The 23179-nt window shown below is 36.0% G+C and carries 23 protein-coding genes; 5 read left to right on the forward strand and 18 right to left on the reverse strand.

Annotated elements, in window-relative coordinates; translation table 11 throughout:
• The first annotated feature begins 34 nt into the window (after nucleotides 1-34).
• Together fliS and DKM50_03915 are read left to right on the forward strand one after the other, a co-directional pair.
• A complete protein-coding gene (gene fliS / locus DKM50_03910) occupies nucleotides 35-535 on the forward strand; it encodes a flagellar export chaperone FliS (protein PZM82281.1) in 501 nt (166 codons plus the stop codon).
• 11 nt (nucleotides 536-546) lie between these two features.
• Complete coding sequence (locus DKM50_03915; GenBank protein ID PZM82282.1) at nucleotides 547-2439, forward strand: hypothetical protein; 1893 nt, start codon at nucleotides 547-549, stop codon at nucleotides 2437-2439.
• Here DKM50_03915 and DKM50_03920 read toward each other — a convergent pair.
• The 18 genes from DKM50_03920 to DKM50_04005 all read right to left on the reverse strand — a co-directional run bounded on the left by DKM50_03920 (nucleotide 2422) and on the right by DKM50_04005 (nucleotide 21103).
• A complete protein-coding gene (locus tag DKM50_03920; GenBank protein ID PZM82283.1) occupies nucleotides 2422-3561 on the reverse strand; it encodes a hypothetical protein in 1140 nt (379 codons plus the stop codon). The genes DKM50_03915 and DKM50_03920 overlap by 18 nt on opposite strands.
• Nucleotides 3562-3578: 17 nt before the next feature.
• Entirely contained in the window at nucleotides 3579-4706 is a 1128-nt protein-coding gene (locus DKM50_03925; protein ID PZM82284.1) for a hypothetical protein, read from the reverse strand.
• 12 nt (nucleotides 4707-4718) lie between these two features.
• Nucleotides 4719-5870, reverse strand: coding sequence for a hypothetical protein (locus DKM50_03930; GenBank protein PZM82285.1), 1152 nt, complete (start codon nucleotides 5868-5870; stop codon nucleotides 4719-4721).
• A gap of 331 nt (nucleotides 5871-6201) precedes the next feature.
• Nucleotides 6202-7527, reverse strand: a complete 1326-nt coding sequence (gene der / locus DKM50_03935; GenBank protein PZM82286.1) for a ribosome biogenesis GTPase Der — start codon at nucleotides 7525-7527, stop codon at nucleotides 6202-6204.
• A gap of 133 nt (nucleotides 7528-7660) precedes the next feature.
• Nucleotides 7661-9157 (reverse strand): 30S ribosomal protein S1, encoded by a 1497-nt coding sequence (locus DKM50_03940; protein PZM82287.1) that lies wholly within the window; start codon nucleotides 9155-9157, stop codon nucleotides 7661-7663.
• A 231-nt stretch (nucleotides 9158-9388) separates the two neighbouring features.
• Nucleotides 9389-10348, reverse strand: coding sequence for a hypothetical protein (locus tag DKM50_03945; protein PZM82288.1), 960 nt, complete (start codon nucleotides 10346-10348; stop codon nucleotides 9389-9391).
• 1 nt (nucleotide 10349) lies between these two features.
• Entirely contained in the window at nucleotides 10350-10775 is a 426-nt protein-coding gene (locus DKM50_03950; GenBank protein ID PZM82289.1) for a hypothetical protein, read from the reverse strand.
• Entirely contained in the window at nucleotides 10762-11604 is an 843-nt protein-coding gene (locus DKM50_03955) for a hypothetical protein (protein PZM82290.1), read from the reverse strand. The genes DKM50_03950 and DKM50_03955 overlap by 14 nt, the downstream gene beginning before the upstream one ends.
• Before the next feature lie 110 nt (nucleotides 11605-11714).
• Nucleotides 11715-12167, reverse strand: coding sequence for a hypothetical protein (locus DKM50_03960; GenBank protein PZM82291.1), 453 nt, complete (start codon nucleotides 12165-12167; stop codon nucleotides 11715-11717).
• Nucleotides 12148-12585, reverse strand: coding sequence for a hypothetical protein (locus tag DKM50_03965; protein ID PZM82292.1), 438 nt, complete (start codon nucleotides 12583-12585; stop codon nucleotides 12148-12150). The genes DKM50_03960 and DKM50_03965 overlap by 20 nt, the downstream gene beginning before the upstream one ends.
• Nucleotides 12575-12853, reverse strand: coding sequence for a hypothetical protein (locus DKM50_03970; protein PZM82293.1), 279 nt, complete (start codon nucleotides 12851-12853; stop codon nucleotides 12575-12577). The genes DKM50_03965 and DKM50_03970 overlap by 11 nt, the downstream gene beginning before the upstream one ends.
• Complete coding sequence (locus tag DKM50_03975) at nucleotides 12846-13265, reverse strand: hypothetical protein (protein PZM82294.1); 420 nt, start codon at nucleotides 13263-13265, stop codon at nucleotides 12846-12848. Before DKM50_03975 ends, DKM50_03970 begins: the two co-directional genes overlap by 8 nt.
• A complete protein-coding gene (locus DKM50_03980; protein PZM82295.1) occupies nucleotides 13249-14010 on the reverse strand; it encodes a prepilin peptidase in 762 nt (253 codons plus the stop codon). The genes DKM50_03975 and DKM50_03980 overlap by 17 nt, the downstream gene beginning before the upstream one ends.
• The gene (locus DKM50_03985; protein PZM82296.1) at nucleotides 14007-15293 is read right to left on the reverse strand and encodes a homoserine dehydrogenase; all 1287 of its coding nucleotides are present in this window, start codon (nucleotides 15291-15293) and stop codon (nucleotides 14007-14009) included. The genes DKM50_03980 and DKM50_03985 overlap by 4 nt, the downstream gene beginning before the upstream one ends.
• A gap of 29 nt (nucleotides 15294-15322) precedes the next feature.
• On the reverse strand, nucleotides 15323-17659 hold the full coding sequence (locus DKM50_03990) for a cell division protein FtsK (GenBank protein ID PZM82297.1): 2337 nt from the start codon (nucleotides 17657-17659) through the stop codon (nucleotides 15323-15325).
• A gap of 65 nt (nucleotides 17660-17724) precedes the next feature.
• Nucleotides 17725-18678: a protein translocase subunit SecF gene (gene secF / locus DKM50_03995; GenBank protein ID PZM82298.1), complete on the reverse strand. Its 954-nt coding sequence runs from the start codon at nucleotides 18676-18678 to the stop codon at nucleotides 17725-17727.
• 14 nt (nucleotides 18679-18692) lie between these two features.
• Nucleotides 18693-20021 carry a protein translocase subunit SecD gene (gene secD / locus DKM50_04000; protein ID PZM82299.1) on the reverse strand — a complete coding sequence of 443 codons (1329 nt, stop codon included), beginning with the start codon at nucleotides 20019-20021 and terminating at the stop codon, nucleotides 18693-18695.
• Between the two features lie 14 nt (nucleotides 20022-20035).
• Nucleotides 20036-21103: a tRNA guanosine(34) transglycosylase Tgt gene (locus tag DKM50_04005; GenBank protein ID PZM82300.1), complete on the reverse strand. Its 1068-nt coding sequence runs from the start codon at nucleotides 21101-21103 to the stop codon at nucleotides 20036-20038.
• A gap of 335 nt (nucleotides 21104-21438) precedes the next feature.
• Between DKM50_04005 and DKM50_04010 the strand changes: the two genes are divergently transcribed.
• The 3 genes from DKM50_04010 (at nucleotide 21439) to DKM50_04020 (ending at nucleotide 23179) form a co-directional block, all read left to right on the forward strand.
• Nucleotides 21439-21867, forward strand: a complete 429-nt coding sequence (locus tag DKM50_04010; protein PZM82301.1) for a hypothetical protein — start codon at nucleotides 21439-21441, stop codon at nucleotides 21865-21867.
• Between the two features lie 113 nt (nucleotides 21868-21980).
• The gene (locus DKM50_04015) at nucleotides 21981-22637 is read left to right on the forward strand and encodes a hypothetical protein (protein PZM82302.1); all 657 of its coding nucleotides are present in this window, start codon (nucleotides 21981-21983) and stop codon (nucleotides 22635-22637) included.
• A 119-nt stretch (nucleotides 22638-22756) separates the two neighbouring features.
• Entirely contained in the window at nucleotides 22757-23179 is a 423-nt protein-coding gene (locus DKM50_04020; protein PZM82303.1) for a hypothetical protein, read from the forward strand.

Consider the following 23179-nt stretch of genomic DNA (forward strand, 5'->3'; position numbering starts at 1 on the left):
AATTAATTAAAGATTTTTTTAAGGAGGATTGCGTATGTACTCGTTAAATGTAAAAAACTATAAAAAGGTGGAAATTGAATCAGCTAGCCAGGGTAAACTTCTATTACGTTTATTCGAAGGAGCATTGGAATTCCTCGATCTGGCAAAAGAGTATTTAAGGGAAAATGATGATGCTAATTATAAGCATTACCTAGGACGAGCACAGGCTATCATCACTGAACTGATGGCCACACTTAATATGGATGCCGGTGGCGAAATCGCAAGAAATTTGTTTTCCCTGTACGAATTTATGCTACGCCAACTAATTGAGGCTTATCGGGATAAAAATATAGAGAATATCAATGGGGTAAGATACCTTTTATCAGGACTGAAAGAGTCTTGGGAGATCATAATCAATGGTAAAGCCAAATCAGAGGACTTTGCGCAGGCTATTGAAGACGATAATGTTGAAAATAGGATTAATATCTCAGCACGACCGGCAAATGCATACGCACAACAATCCGCAGGTATGAAGAAGATTGACTTTAGCGGGTAAGGCTCTCTTCGATGGATACTTACCAAAAAAACCTTGCTATACTCCGGCGAAAGTATCCGGATATCGCAGAGGAATTAACGAATCTTAACGCCGATCACTATAAACGTATTGTATCTAGTTCTTGTGGCTATTCCAATATTCTGTTGAATGGAAGCGCCTCTATTTATTATCACGAAAATGACAATCCCAAGAACCACGCAAGCCGGTATGTTCAGAAAGTAATTGACGAAAATAACTTATATATTAAAGATACAACGTTTTGTTTTCTTGTCGGGTTCGGGTGCGGATATTATCTGGAGGCATTATTACAGAATATGTCCTGGTTGAAGGAAATAATTGTTTATGAACCTGATATTGAGGTATTCAAGCTTGTTATCGAAAAAATCGATATAACTCAGTTCCTTGAGCCGGATAATATTTGCTTTTTTGTAGGCGACAAGTTTTTTGCAGACTTTGGAATGCCTCATAGAGTTCATCGTTTTTTTGCCTTTGGAAATTGGCTAACAATCCTGCCACCTGAAATGATTACACTCTATCCTGATAGAGTGAGGAAAAGCCTCTCTCTTTTTGATGATACTTTGAGGTCATTAGATATTTCTCAACGGACTATGCTGGAAAAGAAGGACTATATTTCGGATAATTTTTATAATAACGTTGTTTATATGGCCTGTTTACCCTTAGTGAATGAATTATTTGGTAAGTACCAGGGAACTCCTGTAGTTTGTGTTTCTCCTGGTCCTTCCTTAATGAATTATCTTGATTTTTTGAAAGAAATCCAGAATAAAGCGTTGCTGATTTGTGTCGATGCTGCGTTGCCGGTTCTTGTGAAGAATGGTATTAAGCCGCATTTCGTTGCCGCAATGGAGCCTACGCCCCGGAAGTTTAATTGGTTCCTCGAACATGCAGATAATACTTCCGGGATTAATTTGATCTGTGGATATGATACTTATTATAAATTGCTGGATGTATGGCAAGGTTCAAAGCTTTTGGCATTGTCAGGGAGAAAAAATTTTGCTGATGTAGCTTTATTTCGAGACACTTTTTTCCCGAATGAAGATAAACTGCCCCCAGCCTATACTGTGGCTTTATTGTGTTTTGCGGTTGCAAAAGAAATCGGGGGCAGTCCTATTGTTTTAGTTGGACAAGACCTGTCTTATGGGATCTCTGGGACTACTCACGCTCCTGGAGCAACGAATGCTGTTTCAATCGATTACAAGCCTGATGAAAAAAACCACGCTCTTGTTAAGGTTGCTGGGCAGGAGGTAGATATAGATATAGTGACTGTGAAAGATTATGATGGTAATGATATCCCTAGTAATATGGTATTTGCTTTTTTTATTTCGATTTTTGAAAAATATAATGCAGAGCAGCCATGCCAGGTTTACAACTTGACTGAAAAAGGTGCCTGTATCCGTGGAATTCCTAGAGTGGCGGTTTCAGATATTGCTTGTTATTTTCAGAGTGCAATTCAGTTGAATATAACCGCTGTTGACATAATAGAAAAGACAGCGGGGATTAAGAAAGCACTCGCCCACATTAATGACGTGATTGAAAGTAGTTACGAATTGGAAAAATGGATCGCTTTATGTAAAGGAAAATTGGAAACTATTGGCAATTGTTTTGATAAATATCTGTTTTTAGAAGAGCAGTTCCTTTGGATCTATAAACGAAGTTCTTTTTTGTATGAACTGATTTTGGTCCAGATTCCTGAACTGGTTTATAAATATAAAAGAAATATGTATAAAAATATTATGGAACTTTCAGCGCAGGAATCAACGGACTATCTTTATTCAAATAGTTGGGAATATCTATTAAGCCTGGAAACCGGTATCAGGAAGATGCGGGCTAATTTTCAGTTAGTGGTGACCCGATTCAAAGAGTTTGGCTTAATTAAGAATACCTAGCAAAGTTTTCATTCTATGTTCCCAGGTATGTTCTTGTAAAATAATTTCCTGAAGTGTTTTGGTAATCTTTTCACGTTCTTTCGGATGATACAAAAAGTAGCTACATTTTTCGCGAAGTTCTTCTTTTGTCCTGAATGTCGGGATAGCAACCCGGGTATCCGAAAAAAGGTATTCCAGATCAGCTCGGTAGTCAGAGAGAACAAAATTCCCGTTACCGAAACAGTCGAATATTCTCTGGTTAATTGCAGTTGTAAGCTGACCAACAGAAAAATTAAGATTAATATTAGAGTCATTGTATATGTTCATCACTTGTCGATAATCGACCGGTGGAGATATATTTGTTTTTTTGATATTCGTCCATTGGTTATTGCCAAATATTTTTATAGGAAAATGTTTGTTTAAATATGATATGCAGGTTTTTCTTAAGTAATTGCCATATCGACTGTCCATATACCAGAAATAATCATAAAAATAATTTCCAGGATTAGCTTTTAGCATGTTTTCTAATGTAAAAATGTTGAATCCCGGATCTTTTATTTTATTATTAACAAGTTCATCGGCTGATAATTTTAATGGGGTATCTAGGTTCTTATAGCATTCAAATATTTTTGCGTCATCGACCAAGCTGCCAACAAATGATATTTCGAACCTTTTATTTTGAGTGGATTTTTGGTCGAAGTATTCTGGAGAGGTCGCAAGTGGCAGGTAGGATACATTGTGAAATCCGAAATGGTTAAATATGGGAATATGCTCTCTGTCGAAGGTGAAAATATGGGCGAGATAGTTGTGCGAAAGACTTGCGAAAAAGGGGAAGTTCATCGGGAAATCGAAAAAAAATTGCACATAGGGAATTTTAAGTTTTTCGAATAAATGATCATTATTATCGGAGGCAGAGGTTTTTATTATGCCATTCAATCCAATAAAAAAAATATAATCAGGAGCAAAAAAATGTATTGCATTCAGATCTTCAGTTGAAATGTGGAAGGTATTGGTATTGTTTTTTGATATGGAGAGGCGAATAACTGTTGCACCTATTTTTATTAAAGCTTTCTCAATACAATTAAGCATATGGGAAAATAGGCGGTTGTCTGACGGGCATAACATTATTTTTATGGAGTTCATGATTATATCCGGTTCCTTTAGCTCTTTCTTAATATTTCTAATACTTCTTGCATACGATGCTTCCACGTGTGCTTTTGTAGTATTTCTGCTTGTATTATTTTTGTTATCTCAATGCGGTCCTCTGGAAAATTAAGGTAATAGTCAACTTTTTCTATGAGTTCAGTTTTTGAGGTAAAGTGAGGGACAGAATCCTTAGGGAATAAATAATCCAGGTCCTCCTGGTAATCTGTAAGCATAAAGTTCCCGGAACCGAAACAATCAAAAACGCGCTGATTCAACGCTGTGGTTAATTGGGCTGTTGTAAGGTTGAGATTAATCTTGCTTTGAGCAAATATTTTTGCGAGGCGGCTTTGGTAATCAACCGGTGAATGGAGCCGAATAGATTTAAGGCTACTCCATGAACTATTTCCAAAAATATCAAGAGTGTGGGATTGGCTTAGCTGGGCTAAATAGGTTTTGCGCTTATAGTTATTTGCCCGATCATTGATATAACAGGAATAGTCGGTGAAAAAACAATCTTGTTCACGGGGTAAGACAGTTTCGCAGGTAAATAATTTATATGAAGCATCAGCTGCCTTTTTTTTAAGTTCGGTGTTAGCCAGTTCTTGAAGCCTGATGCCTAACTGGTTGTAATAGTTTTTCAGAAGATTTTCATCACTTAATGTGCCAACAAAGCTGACATTATAGGTTTGTTCGGTTTTGTGGTCATATTCAAAGTAGTCTGGGTCGGTAGCGAGTGGTAAGTAGGTAATATCATTGAAGCCGAAATGATTAAATATCGGGATATGCAATCTGTCCCAGGTGAATATCTTTTTAAGATAGTTATGGTTTAAGGATGAGGAGTATGGCAGCTTAAAGGGATAGTCAAAGAAAAACTGGACATAAGGAATCTTATACTTATTAAGTAAATGGTCATCGGACACACTGATTAAACCGGAAATGCCAATAAAGAAAACAAGATCAGGCGCAAAGTGTAGAAGTTTTTCAAAGTCTTCGAATAATAGTGCTTTATGGGTTGCTGTATTCGATAAACTAAGCCTAAAAGTCGTTATTCCTAATGCTTGCAGTGCTTTCTCCATACAGTTAAGCATGTGGAAATAGGTAGGACTATCTGAGGGAAGAATTGCTATTTTTGTTGGGATCATATTTATTCTTTACTATTTCATAATTATATCGAGTACCTGTTCCATCCGATGTAGCCAGGTATGTTTTTTTATAATAACATTTTTTATGGTTTGAGAAATTTCATTTCGCTCGTTTTCATGCGTTAGGAAATAGTTGATTTTATCAAGGAGATCTGACCTTGAGGAAAAGGAGGGAATTCTTATGTCGTCCTGCGCAAATAAATAATCGAGGTCGGATTTGTCATCTGTGAGCAAGAAACTGTTGCTGGCAAAGCAATCGAATACTCGTTGGTTAATTGAAGAAGCAAGTTGTGAAGCGGAAAAATTGAGATTTATTTTTGACTGGTGATAAATGGAAAAAATATCTTTTTTGTAGTTTATGGTTGGGTGGACTCGAATAGACCTATTGTCTGTTGCAAGCCATTCCTTATTACCGAAAACGTCAACAATATGGTTTCTTGATATATGATAAATCAGGTTTTTTCTATAATAGGATGAATGTCTGGCATTTATATAACCAAAAAAATCACGCAAATAATTCTCATTATTTTTGTTTGTAATAATTTCCGGAATGCAAATATTGAAATTGTTATTTTTTGTTTTTGATTTAATGAGGATGTCTGCTTGTTCCCTTAATCCTGGTGGTAATTTGTTCTGGTGGGCCTTGAGGGAATTGTCATCGATTATTGCTCCAATAAAACTTACCTGATAGATTTGTTCTTCAGATCTGGGTTGGTCAAAATAGCTGGGTAACGTGGCTAAGGGGAGGTAATGCGTTTGTTTTATTCCTAAGCTTTGGAATAAAGAAATGTATTCCCGGTCCCAAACAAATAAAGCTTTAAGGTATTCATTCCTGTGATTTGCCAGGACAAGTGGCCTTAAGGGGAAATCAAAGAGGAACGCCGCATAGGGGATTTTGTGTATATGGAGAAAGTGTCCACCCTCTTCTATGTCCAGATAGCCATTTTGTCCTAAAAAAAATGCAAAATCTGGCGCGAAATCTATCAGGTCTTGAAGCGTTTCGGTTGTAAATATATACTCTCCGTTAATAATGGAATAATTAACATAATGGACAGTTATACTTATTTCTTCTAAAGCTTTTCCTATACAATCGACAATAAAGGGTAAAACATGCCCATATGAAGGAAAAATTGCTATTTTCAGTTTTTTTTGGTTAGCATTCATGTTTTTATTAATCAGACTTTAATTGGTCCACATGCCGTTTAACTTATATCATAAAGAACATATTGGTTTCATTATGAATACCTGCGAACACTTTTATCATATTCATTTATATTCTTTTAATGTTTAGCTGGTTTCTCATTAAATTATATCTTAAGTTTTGTTATTTAACATTTTTTTTAACAGCAAAAATTATAATGAGTGGAAATGGGCATGCACATAGCCGCTAGACTGCTTGTGCCAAGTTCCAGATACAAGATTTTCTAAGCCCTCGACAATTCGCCGGATATCAATAATGAATAGTTTACAAAATTATCGATATCCGGAAATAAAATCAATGTTGACGAAAGCTTAATCTTATCGGGACCCCATTAAACCCAAATGCTTCACGAAGTTGGTTTTCAAGGTATCGGCGATAAGAAAAGTGGATAAGGTCAGGATTATTGACGAAGAATAAGAACAAAGGAGGTGCATTATTTGCTTGGGTAGCATAATAAATCTTAAGCCGGTGGCCTTTATATGATGGAGGTGCTTTGCTCGCGACCGCTTTTTCAACAAACGCGTTGAGTTGTGCTGTCGGTATCCTTTTCGTGTATTCTTGATAAATGCTTATGACTGTATCAAATATTTTGTGAACACGCTGGCCAGTTTTTGCGGAAACGAATAGTATCGGAGCATTGAATAGGAAAAAAAACTCTTTTCTTAGTACAGCTTCGTATTGGGCTACGTTATAGAGTTCTTTGTCCACAAGATCCCATTTGTTTACTATAAGGATGCAGCCTTTTCCTTCTTCTTCGATCATGCCGGCAATTTTTTTGTCCTGTTCAGCTATCGGTTGTGTAGCGTCAATCATGAATAACACGATGTCTGATCTGCTGATGGCATTCATAGACCGGTGGACACTGTAGTTTTCTATATTGTCTGTAATCTTTGATTTTTTTCTTATTCCGGCAGTATCAACGAAGAGAAATTCTATTCCATTCTTTGTTAGTTTGACGTCAATATTATCTCTGGTAGTGCCGGAGACCTCACTCACTATTGCTCTTTCTTCACCTGCGATGACATTTAACAGCGATGATTTTCCTACATTTGGTTTTCCCGCTATAGTAATTGAAATTAGATTCTCGTCTTTTTTCGTCTCAGATACGTTCGGGATCATTTCGATTACTTTGTCGAGTAGATTGCCCACTCCTCTTCCATGAAGAGCAGAAATGGTTTCTATTACATCAAATCCCAATTCATAAAATTCGGTGGCTTCGATCTCTCGTTTTTGGTTATCAACCTTGTTTATTACGAGAATTGCAGGTTTGTTTTGTGCTTGAATTTTTTTTGCTATATATAGATCAAAGGGAGTGATACCTTCTTCGACATTGACAATAAACAAAACCAGGTCGGATTGTTGTAGCGCAATTTGTACCTGCATTTCTATTTCTTTTTGAAAAATATTGTCCGATTTAGAAAATTTAGGGTCAAAAAATATTCCGCCAGTATCGATTAACGTGAAATAATGGCCGAGCCATTCTGCTTCAACATATAATCTATCTCTTGTAATTCCAGGCTGGTCATCTACGATTACTCGGAATTTGCCTGAAATTCTATTGACCAAGGAGGATTTTCCGACATTTGGTCTGCCGATAATTGAAACTAGTGGGTAATGCATGGTATTAACTCTTTAGCTTTCTTATGATTATTTTATTTATTTAAAGATACTCGATGGTCAATCGGCATATTTATGCTGATTGACCATCGCTTGAAGCCCTTATTTAGATAATCGATGTGTAGCGATTAAAAAGTTACAGGTTTAGAACTTCGTCCATATTTATTGCAAGATCTGATTTTTTTAATGCAGCTTCTTCCATTACCTGTTCTAATAATTTATCGTCTTCATCAGAGATGTCAACGCTTTTCACTTCTTCTACCTTTACTATGTCGCCGATGGTAATATGTTTTGGTATAACTTTTTGTTCGAAATTTTTGAAATCTTCCTGAATCTCTTCATTTTTTGCTGATTTCATACTTAACCCGATTTTCTTTTCTTCAGGTATTATTCTTAGAATTTTTATTTTAACAAGATCTCCGAGCTGAAGTTCATCTTCAACTTTGGTTATATTTTTTTCAGATATTTCTGAGAGATGTATTAATCCTTCTAGCCCTTTTTCTAGCTCGATAAAAGCTCCAAAACTTACAATTTTGCTGACCTTTCCTGATACTATATCACCAATTTGGTAGGTTTCTTCAACTGATACCCACGGGTCTGGGAAGAGCTGTTTGTAGCCTAATGAAACTTTTTTTCCTTCTTTATCAACGCCTAATACAAATACGTCGATATCCTGCCCGACTTTTAAGATTTCTTCAGGATTGTTTACTCTGCACCAGGATAATTCGGAAATATGAATAAGGCCTTCAACCCCACCTATGTCAACAAAAACACCGAAATTTTTAATGCTGCTCACTTTCCCGTTAACGACCATACCAGCTTCGAGTGTGACAAGAATATTATCTTTTGATTCTTTTTTTGCTGATTGTTTTAGTGCATTTTTATTTGAAACAATGATTTTTTTTCTGGTTTTGTCGAAATCTATGACAACAACTTCCAGCTTTTTTCCTACAAGAGCTTCCATGTTTTCATTTTTTTCTTTTATTATATGAGATGCAGGGAGAAATCCTTTATGTCCAAATATTGTTACGATAAGTCCTCCTCTTACTGCATTTTCTATTTTTGCTTCTAGTGGGGAAGTGTTTTCGTATGCTTTGGCTATTTCATCGAGCCCTTTTTCGAAGTCTGCCATTTTTTTTGATAGCATTATAAAGCCTTCTTTAGATTCAAGCTTAATAATTTTTAAGGTTAGTTTTTTTCCTGGAACAAAGAATTCTTCCATTTCTTTGTTATTCGTAATTCCAGTTTCGCTTAATGGTATAAGGCCTTCAGATTTATAGCTTACATCGACAAGCACTCCATCTTTTTCAAGGCTTATAATATCTCCGGTTATAAGATCTCCTTCTTTATAATCCTGTAGATTGTTTTCCTGCATTAAGCTTTCTTGCAAGGAAATTGTGCCGTTCCTGTCCATCTTGTCAGTCATAAAATTATCATCGGCGAGCGATTTTTCAAAATCATCTGCAGAACCAATTTTGGTTGCAGAAAATCGTTCAACACTAACTATCGGTTCTTCTTCATCAACAAAAGTAACTTTTTCTTTTGTATATGCAGAAAGATATTCTGCGCCGGATTCTGTTTTCGACTCTTTCTCTTTGAATTTCTGTGACTTTTCTTGCTCTTTTTCCATCATAACTCCCCCTCAATTCCAATAAATTTTTATTCACATACTCTTACTCAATCCCGGTATACTTTAGTAACTGTTTAGCTGATACTACTATATAAATTTATTTTTGACAAGTTTAATACACTGAATATAAAAGTAAGACCAGTACTGAAAAAAATGATAATATATAAAATATTTGAAGGTATAAGGTGAAAGTATATATCCTTATTTTATAATTAATAAATTATTGCATGTTATTTATGACTTAATTATCGTAGGCTTAATACAAAAGATAATTTCGGTATCTTCAGTTTCTTTTAAAGAAAATTTAAAAAGATTACCGATTACTGGAAGAGAACTTAAAAAGGGTACTTCAAAATTGTATTTTTTCTCATCATTGCTTTTAAGTCCTGCAATCATAAATATCTGCCCGCTTTTCACTTTGACTTCTGTTTGGGCTTCTTTGGTCGATATAACCGGATATTCTCCAGCAGCTGTGGTTTTCCACCCTTTAATAGATGAGACCTCTGGCTGAATGCTTGTTACAATATAGTTTTCTGAGACTATTTTAGGGTTGATTTTTAGTTTAATCCCAGCATCCATATACGAAATCGTGTAATTTCCCTTATCTTTGTCAGGAACTGCAACCGGAACTTTGTCTCCTATTTTAACCAGGGCTGTGCAGTTATCTTTAACAACTAATGTGGGATTCGCTTTGATTCTTGCTTTTCCGTATTGGGTTGCCATTTTAATTTTTGCTAAGAATTGGCTCTCGTCTGCAATGATCAGGTTCTTATTGGTCATTTCTACATCTTTTTCTGTATTCCACTTTATCCCAAGCTCATTTATGTCATTGTTAGTTAATTCAATGATTTCTACTTCAATCTTTATTTGATCTATCGGGCAATCGAGTTTTTCTATGAAAGCCTGTATCATTTTGTATTTTTTAGTTGTTGTGTAAATCCCGATACTGGAGTTGCTTGTATATTGTATAATTTTTTCTTCTGGAAATATTTTTTTTAGCTGTTCTGAGAATATAATTGCATCTTGATGCTTCAGCTGGTAAATAAATAATCTGTTTTCTTCAATTTCAGAGAATTTCTCTGCGGTAGTGTTGCTATAGCTGAATACGAGTTCACAATTTGCCTCGGTAGCTATAATTAACATTATTAATAATATACCCCAGAGTTTATTCAGGCTTCTTCTTTTGGTTTGCATTTCATATACTCCTTGTAATCAAAATTAATTCTGCCAGGTCTTCGGATTCCGGAATCTTTTTTATGGTAATGCCTTTTGCAGTCATCTGTTGAAATACTTTGTCAAATTGCCGGAGGAATTGAGAAATGTTGGAGAATGGGATAACTATAGAAAATTTATAATTATGGTCTGGTTCGCTGGTTACTATAAATTTTTTGACCGGATATACGGCTATCAGTTCTTTTACTTCGGCATGTGGGAATAAATTTTCTGTTTTGAGGGGTATGTGAACTTTCTGATGCTTTTTTTCTTTTTTTTGTATGAGCTTTTTTTGTTCAAGTTTAACCGAATTAATAGTTTCGTTAAGATTCGTATTACAAAATATAAGATAGAGGTTTGCGCATATCAGCATGAAGATCATTATTAATAAGATTTTACGGCTGGACATTATATTCTCCTGAGATTAAGTAAGTATTCCCATGAAGTACAACTTGCTTTAGGATTATATCTTTTTCTAAAGAGCTATAAGACTCAGCACAGGCACTAAAGGTAATTTTATTCTTGAGGCAATCAAAATTTATCGATTCTAGTTTCATTCCTTCCGGTATTCTTTTTGCAATAAAATCATCGATTGATTGCATGCCTTTCAAAATGCTTTCTCTCTGGAATGTTTGAACTGGAGTTGTTTCAACGGATTCTATCTCATTCGCTTGTTCGACTTTGTTTTCTTGCATTCTTAGGCTTTTGCTCTTTTCTAATTGTTTTACTTGTTCGTTTGAGGTGTTGATTTCTAAGATATTATTGTAAGTCATAAATAAAAGGATACAAATAAAGAAAGGAAGGATTAGATAATCTTTGCTTTTTTTCTGGGCCTTGGTTTTCAGTGGAATTTCGTCTATGAAGATGTTTCCTGCTAATATTCCCGCGTTATGTACGGTCTTTTGTACTTTTTCAAGATAACGCTTTTTTATGAAAAATATAAGTAAATGGTTAGAGTGCTGGCCTTTCTGGGTTTGAAAGGTATAGTAATAATCCTTCGATAATTGTGGATAATGGCTTTTTATTTTCCAACTTATTATGTTAGCTAAATCATCATTATTTATTTCAGGAATTATAATTTCTTTTGTCTTATAATAAGATTTTATTTTTATGGTGGTATTTTTATCTGTTATTTTTGGCAGAAGGGCTTTTAAAGATTTATGCCGGGCTATCTCAATACCCTGGGCATCAAATAAGATTTTATGTTTTTTTGTAATTTGTATTTCGGAAACATTCATGACGTAATATATATTATCATGCCCATTATATTGACGTCAACAAATTGTTGGTAATATAATGAGTATGAGATGCGGTAACCAGGAAAAAACTAAAGATTATAATTCTTTGGTTAATTGTAACTCAGTTTTATTGGCTTAAATGGATTTTTTTCGTACTCGCAGGTATATAATCTTTTCATCTCGTATCCTGAATTAGCTTTCCCTAAAGAAACTAAGACATATAAACATTGGTTTTCAGATGAAAAACATATAGTTAATGTCGTATTCTCAATATTCTCCTGATAAGAATTGCTAGCTTTTATTAAGGATATTTTTTCATTAAGTGGAAAACTTTTATGGATATTTATTTTATATTGAGCTTCCTTGTTATTGTTTATCAGCCAGGCTGCGCGTGCGATACCTGATAATCCTCCCAACTCCAGCTTGATGTCTTGTTTTTCCATCTGGACTAGCGAGGTTGCACCAAGAACCGTTTTGGCGAGCATATAAATACTGGTCGTGATGATTAATAGAAAAATTACGATACCTAATAGGATACTTCCTTTATTGCTTATTGCCTGCATAAACGGCATCCTCGATTTCTATAATTTTGTTTTGGTTTATTGTAAATGAATAATTCAGAATAACAACCTTTCCGTTGATTTTTGCATTGAATTTGATGTTCATATCTTGCGAGTTCAATTTTGTTTTTGTTTTCTTTTTTCTTATAAGAAAGCCATCCTCTGTAAAATAATCGATTTTATTTTCTCCTTCCCCGAGCGATAAGGTTGTGCCGTTACTGGACGCTATTACTGCATCTTCAAGGTCTCTTGCGATATTACTTTGAATGTTATTAATTTGAACTATTTTTTGGTAGAAAGCAATATTTCTTGAAAAGGTACGGAATAATGGACTTGCAAATTGATTAATGGCAGTCAGGATCATAATTAATACTGAAAATCCAACAAGAAGCTCGACAATCGTATAACCTTTATTCTTCATATCGGTATATCCATAATCCAGTTTTTTTGTTTATTATCTTATAGAGGTTGGGAGCAATGACTATAGTGTCGAGGTCTTTATTCATTAATTGTCCATCAAAGGCAGCTAAAAGATTTCTTCGAGAAGCGTATAGCGCGATGTACTTATTTTCAATGTTTCGTTCGGTTTTAACAAAAGTGTTATAGAGAAAGGAAAGTTCCTGCGTGAAGAAGAGCAAAAACGTTAGTGCAATGATAATTTCAAGTAGAATGACACCTTTTCTATTCATATCTGATTCTTCCTTGTTTTGAAATAATTAGTTTTTTTATGCTTTTTCCTTTATCCGTAAATGTGATCGTGCCAGGCATATAGATATTTCCATGAGGATCAAATTTTATGATGCTGTCTTGTATTGCATTGAAGGGGATTTTTTTATTTAGCAGTAGAGAATGATTATTAAATTGTACTGAGTATTCGCTGCCTCCAAATATGATTTCTACCGGCAAGCCTGCTAATCTTGCGTGCTGACGAGCGTTTTGTAGATCAAATAGAATATTTTGGAAACACACATTTTTTTTTGTGGAATTGAGAATGAGCCTAATTGAGCTTGTGCTAACAATGCTGATTAATAGCAAGATACTGAAAACTACCAATAATTCTATGGTAGAGAATCCCTTTGTTGCCTTATATAACCAGGGCACGGTATAAGGCTACCAATTCTTTAGAAAAATAGATCACAATAAGACAACCTGCACCGAGGAATGGCCCAAAAGGTATGTAATCTTTTCTTGATTTTATGCGTAAGGCGATTAAGGCAACACCAATAATGCTACCGAGCATCATAGCTACAAATATTGCCAAGAGTGTTGACTTTATTCCTATAAATATTCCAATCAGGAGCATCATTTTAATATCTCCACCGCCAATTGTTTCCTGTTGGTAAATAAGTTGTCCCAGCAGATAAATCGCATATATAATTCCTGCGCCTGCAAGACCGCCAAGGACACTTGGCAATAAAGATTTGTCGAATAAACTGAATAAGAGACCTATTCCTGATCCCCCTAAGGTTAGCTCATCGGGGATAATCATGAATTCAAGGTCAATGAAGGTTATTACAATTAAGATACTCGTTAGAAAGACTACTTTTAAAAATAAAAAGCTTGGACCTAGTGAGTAGAATGCCCATACAAATGAAAAGCCACTTAATAGTTCTACGAGAGGATAGTGCCATTTGATTTTTTCTTTGCAATATCTACATTTTCCTTTTAAAAAGAGGTAGCTTAACAACGGGAATAAATCCAAGACAGATAACTTATGGTTACATGTAGTACAGTGGGAAGGCGGGAATATTATTGATTGCCGCAAAGGAATACGGAAGATAAGTACATTCAAAAAACTACCTATTACAGAGCCAAAGAGAAACGCAATTGCCAGGTTTGTTATCATATTCCAACTCGGATAAGGCTATTGAATTTGTATACACTTGTTAAACTCTTTATTGCAGCTACCGCATTAAGTATCGATTGTTCTTTTACCGTATGAGTGATAATTACTAATTCAGAGCCTTTTTCCGTAATATCTTTTTGCAGCGCTGATTTAATACTTACTTGGTTATTCCCGAAGATGCCGGCAATTGTTGCCAATACTCCAGGAGTATCTTCGACTTCTATCCGGATATAATATTCGGATGATATTTCTCCAATTTTGCATATATGTGTTTTTTTAAAATCAGGTCGTAAATTTCTTTTGTTGAGAGGTTGGTCGATGGCGTATGCAATATCAATAATGTCGCTGACAACTGCTGATCCGGTAGCCTCAGCTCCTGCTCCTGGACCAAAGAACATTGTTTCTCCAACGAAGTCGCCTTTAATGTAAATAGCGTTGTTCACTCCCTTTATTTGTGACAGGGGATGTGAATTAGGTATCATTGTGGGATGTACGCGAACTTCTATCCCATTGGCTACTTTTTTTCCTATTGCAAGAAGTTTGATTTCGTAACCGAATTCTTTTGCGTAGAGGTTGTCCTTACTGGAAATGTTGCTGATTCCTTCGAAATAGAGGTCTTCAAAGTCAACGATCGCATCGAAGGCAAAAGAAGAGAGGATGACCAGCTTGTAAGAACTGTCATAGCCCTCGATATCAGAGGTTGGATCTGCCTCGGCATAGCCTAGTGATTGGGCTTCCTTCAGGGTTTCTTGAAAATCACTGCCTTCATCTGCCATTTTAGTGAGGATATAATTGGTTGTCCCATTAACTATGCCATAGATTTCCTGAATATTATTTGCAGCTAAACCCATCTTAAGCGAGCGGATAATTGGGATACCTCCCCCCACGGCACCTTCGCAAAATACATCAACCCCGTATTTTGCCGCTTCCTGAAAAAGCTCTCTTCCATGTTTGGCAATAACTTCTTTGTTCGATGTGACAATATGTTTTTTATTTCTAATGCATTCCAAAATAAACGTTCTGGCTGGTTCTGAACCGCCGATTACTTCGACAACAATATCGATGTCCTTGTCATTAATAATATCTTTGATATTACTGGTCAATAATGATCGATCAACCTGATAGGCTCTTTTACGGTCAATATCAAGGTCCGCTATTTTCTTTAAAATAAGTTGTTTGCCCGTGCGATTGGTAATAATCTCTTTATTCTCAATGAGTATTTTTGCTGCGCCCATTCCGATATTTCCGTAGCCTAATATGCCGATATTTATCTTGTCTTTCATCCGATAATTCTCCTTTTATTTGTATGCCTCTAGTCAAATTTTAGTACTTGTCTCGATTTCGCGTCACCTTCGTAAGTAGAAATTATACCTCTTTTCTCTAATTCATCAATAATTCTGGCGGCTCTATTATAACCTATTTTCATTTTTCTCTGGAGAAAAGATGTCGAGGCTACACCAGTAGATTGTATTAGCTGTTTTGCTTCATTGAAAAGTTCATCCTGGCCGTCTTCTTCCTTGCTGGAAGTATCCATCTCAAAATCGTCTGCTTTAATGTTAACAACTTCGTCAACATATTGAGGAACTCCATTTAATTTGGCATGACTCACTATTTTATTGATTTCTTTATCCGAAATATATACTCCTTGTACCCTTTTGGGTTTCATTGCGCCGACAGGTTTATAGAGCATGTCTCCCTTGCCTAACAATTTTTCTGCACCCATTACGTCAAGAATAGTTCTTGAATCAATCTGGGATGAGACGGCAAATGATATCCGAGAAGGAATATTCGCTTTGATAAGGCCAGTAATAACGTCAACTGATGGTCGTTGCGTAGCGACCACCAGATGTATCCCTGTTGCTCTGGCCATCTGTGCTAATCTGGCTATCATTGTTTCAACATCTGATGAGGCTACCATCATGAGATCAGCTAGTTCATCGATTATTACAACAATATATGGTTTTTTTTGAGGAATAAATATTTTATCGACTTCTTCAGTGTATTCTTTTCCCATCTCCTCTACTTTTATATTGAAAGCTTCCAGATTTCGTGCTCCGATTTTAGCAAATTCTTCATATCTTTTGTTCATTTCAAGCACAGCCCATTTTAAAGTAGCCGCTGCTTTAGATGGATCGGTAACGACAGGCGCTAATAGATGGGGTATGCCATTGTAATTGCTCAACTCAACTTGCTTTGGATCGATCATTAAGAATCTAACCTCAGTAGGTGCAGCTCTAAGTAAAATACTAATAATTAAAGAGTTTACACAAACACTTTTACCAGAACCTGTTGCTCCCGCAACAAGGAGGTGAGGCATTTCTGCCAGGTTCATGAAGAGTGGGGCACCTTCGATATCGAGACCAACTGCAACGAGTAGCTTGTCTGACAGGTCAGCAAACTTATCTGTTTTTGCAAGAGATAGCATGTTTACCATTTCTACAGTTTTATTCGGCACTTCAATTCCGACTACTGATTTCCCTGGAATCGGCGCTTCTATCCTTATTCCCGTGGCCGCTAGACTGAGCGCCAAATCATCCGAGAGATTAACTATTTTGCTAACTTTAATTCCAGCGCCGGGTTGTACTTCATAGCGGGTGACTGCCGGTCCCTGGCTGATGGACACAACCTTCGCTTCGATTTTAAAGCTGGCTAGGGTATCCTCCAGTTTTTGCGTTGTTTTAATTATTTCTTCTTGGATGTTTTGCTTTTTAAACGAAGCAGTTTTGTAATCGTTTAAGAGGTTGATTGACGGGATCTGATAGCTAATGCTGTCATCAATTGTATCAAGGCTTTTAGATAAAATCGGTGGAGGGCTTTCCTGTTTTTTTTCTTCCTTTTTTAGGCTTTCTTTTTTATCTTTTTCGACCGGATTAACTTCAGGGAATAATTTTTTCCTGATATCCTCTTTCTGTTTTTCTTTATCGATTATTTTTTCTGTTTCTTCGATAGACGGTTCCCCTTTAACAAAAGCCTCGACAGCAAAGTGTTTCTCAAATTTCTTCTGTGGCTTTTCTTTTGCAATTACCGGTGCCTGTTTTTTAAAAAGAATAATAATTATCTTTTTGATTATTAAAAGTATTTTTTTTGAAAGGATTAATGAGACAATGAGGATATCTTTAACTTTAATGTTAAAAATTAATAGAAGAGAGCATAGCACTGAGGCAATGATAACAATATATGCGCCCTTAATCCCTACTATTAACTGGAGTAAATAGCTTATGAGATATCCGATTATGCCCCCACCATTAAATGAAGGTGGCCATGTGAACCTTGATATTATGCCGCTTTTGAATAATTCTAATAAAGATATAATTGAAAAAAAACCAACAATAACACCTATGAGACGTAACCCGAAATGAATATAAACATATCCGAAAAGCATAAAGATGCCAACCAGGGATATATATATCGGAAGAATAAACACTCCTTTTCCTATAATGGAATGCAATAGTGCCGAGACAATAGTGCCACCGATAATTCCAGTAGCATCAGGATAAATATTGCTGATGAATAAGAATATTCCTAGACATAGAAAAACGATTCCTATGATATCGTAACGTACATCTGAAATCTTTTGACGGGGAACATTATCAATTATTGAAGGAGAAATCTTTTTAAATTTATGTTTTTTTTTAATTTCTTCTGTCATATTATAAAAAGTATGAAACTATTAGTTTAAAATTTATAGATAAGCAATAAAAAAAAAGATGTCCGCTACTCAACTTCTTGCCATTTTTTGATCATAACCAGTATCGGTCCTGCAATGAAAATTGATGAATACGCCCCAAAAAAGACTCCGAGCAAAAGTACTAAGGAAAAAGTCTTAATAGTCTCTCCACCAAATACCAGCAATGATAGCAATGTTAACTCGACAGTTAATACTGTGTTAATTGATCTTGCTAATGTTTGGCTGATGCTGATATTAACTATATTAAAAAACGTTTCTTTGCTTTTTAGTAGAGGTACATTTTCCCTGATCCTATCAAATATAACGATAGTATCGTGAATCGAATAACCTAAGATAGTAAGTATCGCCGCGACAAATGCTGTATCAATTTCGAATTTAAACATTCCTGCGAGACCTATTGTTAACAGGGTATCGTGTAATAGCGCAACGATTGCTGCGATAGCATAGGGGAAATCGAATCGGAATGTAATATAAATTAATAAGAGGACAACTGCGATAAATATGATCTTAACTGAAGTGGACGCTAGTTCTGCCCCGATTGACGGGCCAATGATATCTGATTCTAATAGTTCCATTCGTCCGAGTTTTGTTTCTAAGGTATTCAACAGGCCTTGCCGGACTTCGTTATCCAATGGTTTGGTCTTTATCATCAAATCTTCAGATCGCATGTCTTTGCCTTCTGAATATTGAACACTGCTTTGTTCTAACTGGAATTCGCCTAAAATACTTCGTACATTATTTAAGAATTTATCTTTTTCCTGGTTTTTTTTGTCGGGATTTGTTATTTGACTTATTTTGTCCAGGGCATCGAAGCGTAGCACAATCGATGACCCGCCCGTGAAGTCAATCCCTAGGGTAAAGAATTGTTTGTAGGCGATATATCTAAATCCAATAACCGAAAAGGCTATTACTATGATTGATATTGATAGTATAAACCATAAATTCTTTTTTCCTATAAAATCAAATGCTTTTTTTTCCAAGGTAGGTTCCCCCCTTAACTTTTTACTAAAATATCACTTTTGATAGGTCTGATCTTGACGATAGCTTCCATAAATGTTCGAGTAACAAATATGGCAGTAAAGAAACTGACGATGACACCGAGAGTTAAGGTTACCGCAAACCCTCGTATTGTTCCAGTCCCAAGAAAAAACAGGACGCATCCTGAAATTACCGTTGTCGTATTCGTGTCAAATATTGCAGTAAATGCCCTCTTAAATCCGGCATCCAGGGCCGCTCGTGCAGTTTTTCCTGAGCGAAGTTCTTCTTTGAGCCGCTCAAATATTAACACGTTCGCGTCAACTGCCATCCCCATCGATAAAATAATACCTGCAAGACCCGTCAGGGTTAAGGTCGCATTAAAAATAGAAAGTGCTGCCAAATTGAAAATTACATACAAGGAGAGTGCAATGACTGCCATAAGTCCTGGAAGTCTATAATAGAGTATCATGAAAATTGCTACTGCGATAAAACCATAAATACCTGCTGTCCAGCTTTTATTTATGGAATCTTTTCCTAGTGTCGGACCAATAATCTTGTTTTCAACAATTTCAACCGGAATCGGAAGAGCTCCGGCTTTAAGTTTGATAACGAGATCTCCAACTTCTTGTGGAGTAAAACTTCCGGTTATGACAGCTTTACCTGCGGGGATCGCTTCGTTAACGACAGGAGCCGAAATAATTCTATTATCTAGCACAATAGCTATCGGTTTCCCAATGTTTTTTGCAGTAACGTCTCTGAATTTTTTTGCGCCTTTTTGTGTAAATTCTATGCCGACAACCGGACGTCCATAGCTGTCAGTTTCCGGTCGGGATGTCTTAAGGTCTGCGCCAGTCAATACTGTGTTTTTTAAAATTATCGGCTTTTCATCAACTATATTCCCTTTATTGTCATACACAGAAAAGGTTGCTAACCGTGCATCTTCGCCAGCTAATTTTTTGATTTTTTCAGGGGTCAGTATACTGGTGTCCCCTGGTGCGTATTCCGCTTCTACGAATTCTAATAATGCAGTGTCTCCAATAAGCTTAATTGCTCTTGCTGGATCTTTTATTCCTGGCAATTCAACTATTACTTGTTTTTTGCCTTTCATTTGGATAATCGGTTCGGCGACGCCCAGTGAATCAATTCGATTCCTAATAACGCCTTCTATTCCTTTTACCGAGTCAGCGTCTACTTTAACCTCTGGAGTTTCTTGGGCCTCAAGGACCAGGTACATTCCGCCTTGCAGATCTAACCCTAAATTTAGGGGTTTAGTGTATAAAATAAAGATTGAAGCTGCTGCAAGAAGTAATATAATGAGCATCTTCCATTTTATTATATTTTTCATTTATCTAAACTCCTTTATTCCAGTTCTATGTTTCTTTTAATTTCTTCCGTTAATTTAACCAAAAATCTTATGTTATGAATCGTCATTAATGTTAACCCAAGTATTTCTTTTGCTCTGAACAAATGTCTTAAATATCCCTTTGTATAGTTCTGGCAAGTATAACAATCACAACATTCGTCTATTGGTGTGAAATCTTTCGCATAAAGCTGTTTTTTTATATTTATTTTCCCATTATTTGTCAGTAACGTTCCGTGTCTCGCAAGCCTTGTTGGCAGAACGCAGTCGAACATATCAATCCCGCATTGGATACCCCATGCAATATCTTCCGGCCCACCTACGCCCATGAGGTACTTCGGTTTTTGCTCCGGGAGTATTAATGAAGTACTCGCCATTAAATCATACATTAATGGTTTTTCTTCTCCAACGCTCAATCCGCCAATAGCATAACCAAAAAAATCTAATTCGCCAAGTTCCTCGGCAGATTTTTTGCGTAAATCCGAGAACATTCCCCCCTGTATTATAGCAAAGACCTCTTGATTCTGTCGACCGGACTCTAAAAAATATTTTTTCGTACGTCTAGCCCAATTTGTTGTTCGTTTTAAGGCTTCAAGTGTTTTGTCATATTCAGCATTTGCTGGGACACATTCGTCAAGCTGCATGATGATATCTGATCCGAAATCTAATTGCAATTGCAGAACACTTTCTGGAGTCAGTAGATGCTTTGAACCATCATGGTGAGATGAAAAAATAACTCCATTGTCATTAATATTGCGCAGTCCCTCAAGACTGAATATTTGAAAGCCGCCGCTATCGGTCAGTATGGGCTTTTTCCAATTCATAAACCGGTGAAGACCTCCGGCAGCTTTGATAATGTCCACGCCTGGTCTTAAATAAAGATGATATGTGTTTGAAAGAATAATTTGAGCCTGTGTATTATGCAGCATTTCAGGTGTCAGAGTTTTGACGGTTGCCTGAGTGCCCACAGGCATGAACACCGGCGTGTTGATAATCCCGTGCGCTGTTTCCAGTTTTCCGATGCGTGCATTTGAATGTTTTGACTTTTTGATTATCTCAAACTTCATAGGTCTATCATAATATAGTTTTTTTCTTTGTTGGACAAGAATATCTTTTTTGCTTATGTAAGTCTGTTTTTTTTGTTCTAGTTTTCTTAAATTCCTTTTTCTAGTTAATGGTCGAATCACGGATATGTAAATTTGCACTATAAATTGGAGTTTAATGCTTTTTTTGATTTATAATACAAATTTAAAAAGTAACTGGGCAGAGGTGATTTTTTTTGGGGCACATTAATTTAAATAGGTTTATATTATAAAATATATATTTTATGTGGGTTTCTTGCTTTTGATTTTTTAATTATGCTATTATGGTAACAAAATATTATAATAGGAGGTAAGATTTGATGGTAAAGGGCAGAATGCAAATGTTAAAAAGAATTATAATAGCGGGTATTCCGGCTGGGTTTTTTCTTGCTTTGATAGGCGCGATAACTGAGAGTTCCAGCCTTGCCGTATTCATGAGTAATATTGCTTTAAATGCGAAGGATTGGATGGTTAGCGTTTTGTTTTACAATTTTATGGTAGGGTTAATTCTTGTGCTCATTTATAATGCTATCCATAAAGGGTTGGAGGGAAACAATCCGGTAACCAAGGGATTGTTTTTTGGTATTATTATCTGGATGATACAGACATTGCCTAATGTGATTAGCTCTTTTTTGCACAACCCGCAAGTTGTCGACTTTATTAAGCTTGAGCTAACTACCGGATTTGTTGCTTATCCACTTGTAGGAATTATCATCGCAGTAACGTTTAAACGATATATTGAAGCTTAATAGCTGAGTGGCATTACTATATTAAAGCCTCCAACCGGAGGCTTTAATATTTTCTTGGTATATTAAAAATATTTCTAAAACATCGCAATCTACGGTATAATGTAAGTACGCAGATGGAAACACAACAACTTATTTTAATCAAGCGACAGTTTAAATTAATGAATCAGCAGGTTGTAGAAAATTATCCAAGCGAAACCGGTGGTTTTTTCGGTGGATTAGATAATGTTATTCTTGGCATTTTCCCCCTGGCGAACAAATATACCGGGCTGAAGGCAAAAGATACTTTCTCTATCACGGAGGATGATATCTATTTCGCTCAAAAATTCTTTAAGGATGCGAAATTGCAAATTATGGGGATGTATCATTCCCATCCGAATGGTGCTCCAGCTCCATCCGATCAAGATATGACACATCTGGTGGGAGATAAGTTCGGGCGGCATCATCTCATTGTCTCAATTAAACCTCATAATTTGCTAAAACAAAAATTTAATGTATCGAAGAATGAACCGGCTTATCAAATACGGGTGGGGCTATACTATTGTCCAAGTCATAAGCAAAAGATCCCGATTGAGCTTAAAATTGTTGAAGATTCTGCCGTACATCATTATATTAACGGAAATAACAGCTCTGACTTGGCTTCCAATACTGTTATCCAAGATTATTTTAAGCTTGAAGAAAGAATCTCGCAGATGATCCAAACAGGTAGAGTCGATTACGAGAAGGAAGATTCTTTTCGTCTTTCTTCATCAAATTTCAATATTGATACGTAATAACTAAAACAGACATTGTACCAACCGGTTTATTTAAGGTACAATATAGCAACTATGGCAACTAAGCCTTTGGTAAAACGTAAGGCGCCTTAGTGATGAAGATTGAATAAGGAGAAGCTATGGGCAATTTGAGTGATCATTTTAATAAAAAAGACTTTGCGTGCAAATGCGGGCATTGTAATGGTAAGTTTAAGATAAGCCTTGGGATTGTTGGTGCATTAGAGCTTGTATCCGCACATTTTAGAAAGAGGGTTTTTGTCATTTACGGTTTTAAATGTCCTGAAGCCCTTGACCCGCTGAATGTTAATAAAAGTTATCACGCCCTTGGGAAGGCCGCAGATTTTCGAGTTGAAGGTGTGCAATTGGATACGGTGTTTAAATTCGTGAGAACTCTTCCTGAGCTAACTGGAGTAGGATTTTATCCTAAAGAGCAGTTTGTACATATAGATATCCGTGAAAAAGAAAAAGATGAATGGGTTTTTGAAAATAATAAATATGTAACACTTACTGATGAAAAAAGAGCGCAATATAATTTGGCATAA

The organism is Candidatus Margulisiibacteriota bacterium (assembly GCA_003242895.1).
GTDB lineage: Bacteria > Margulisbacteria > Riflemargulisbacteria > GWF2-39-127 > GWF2-39-127 > GWF2-39-127.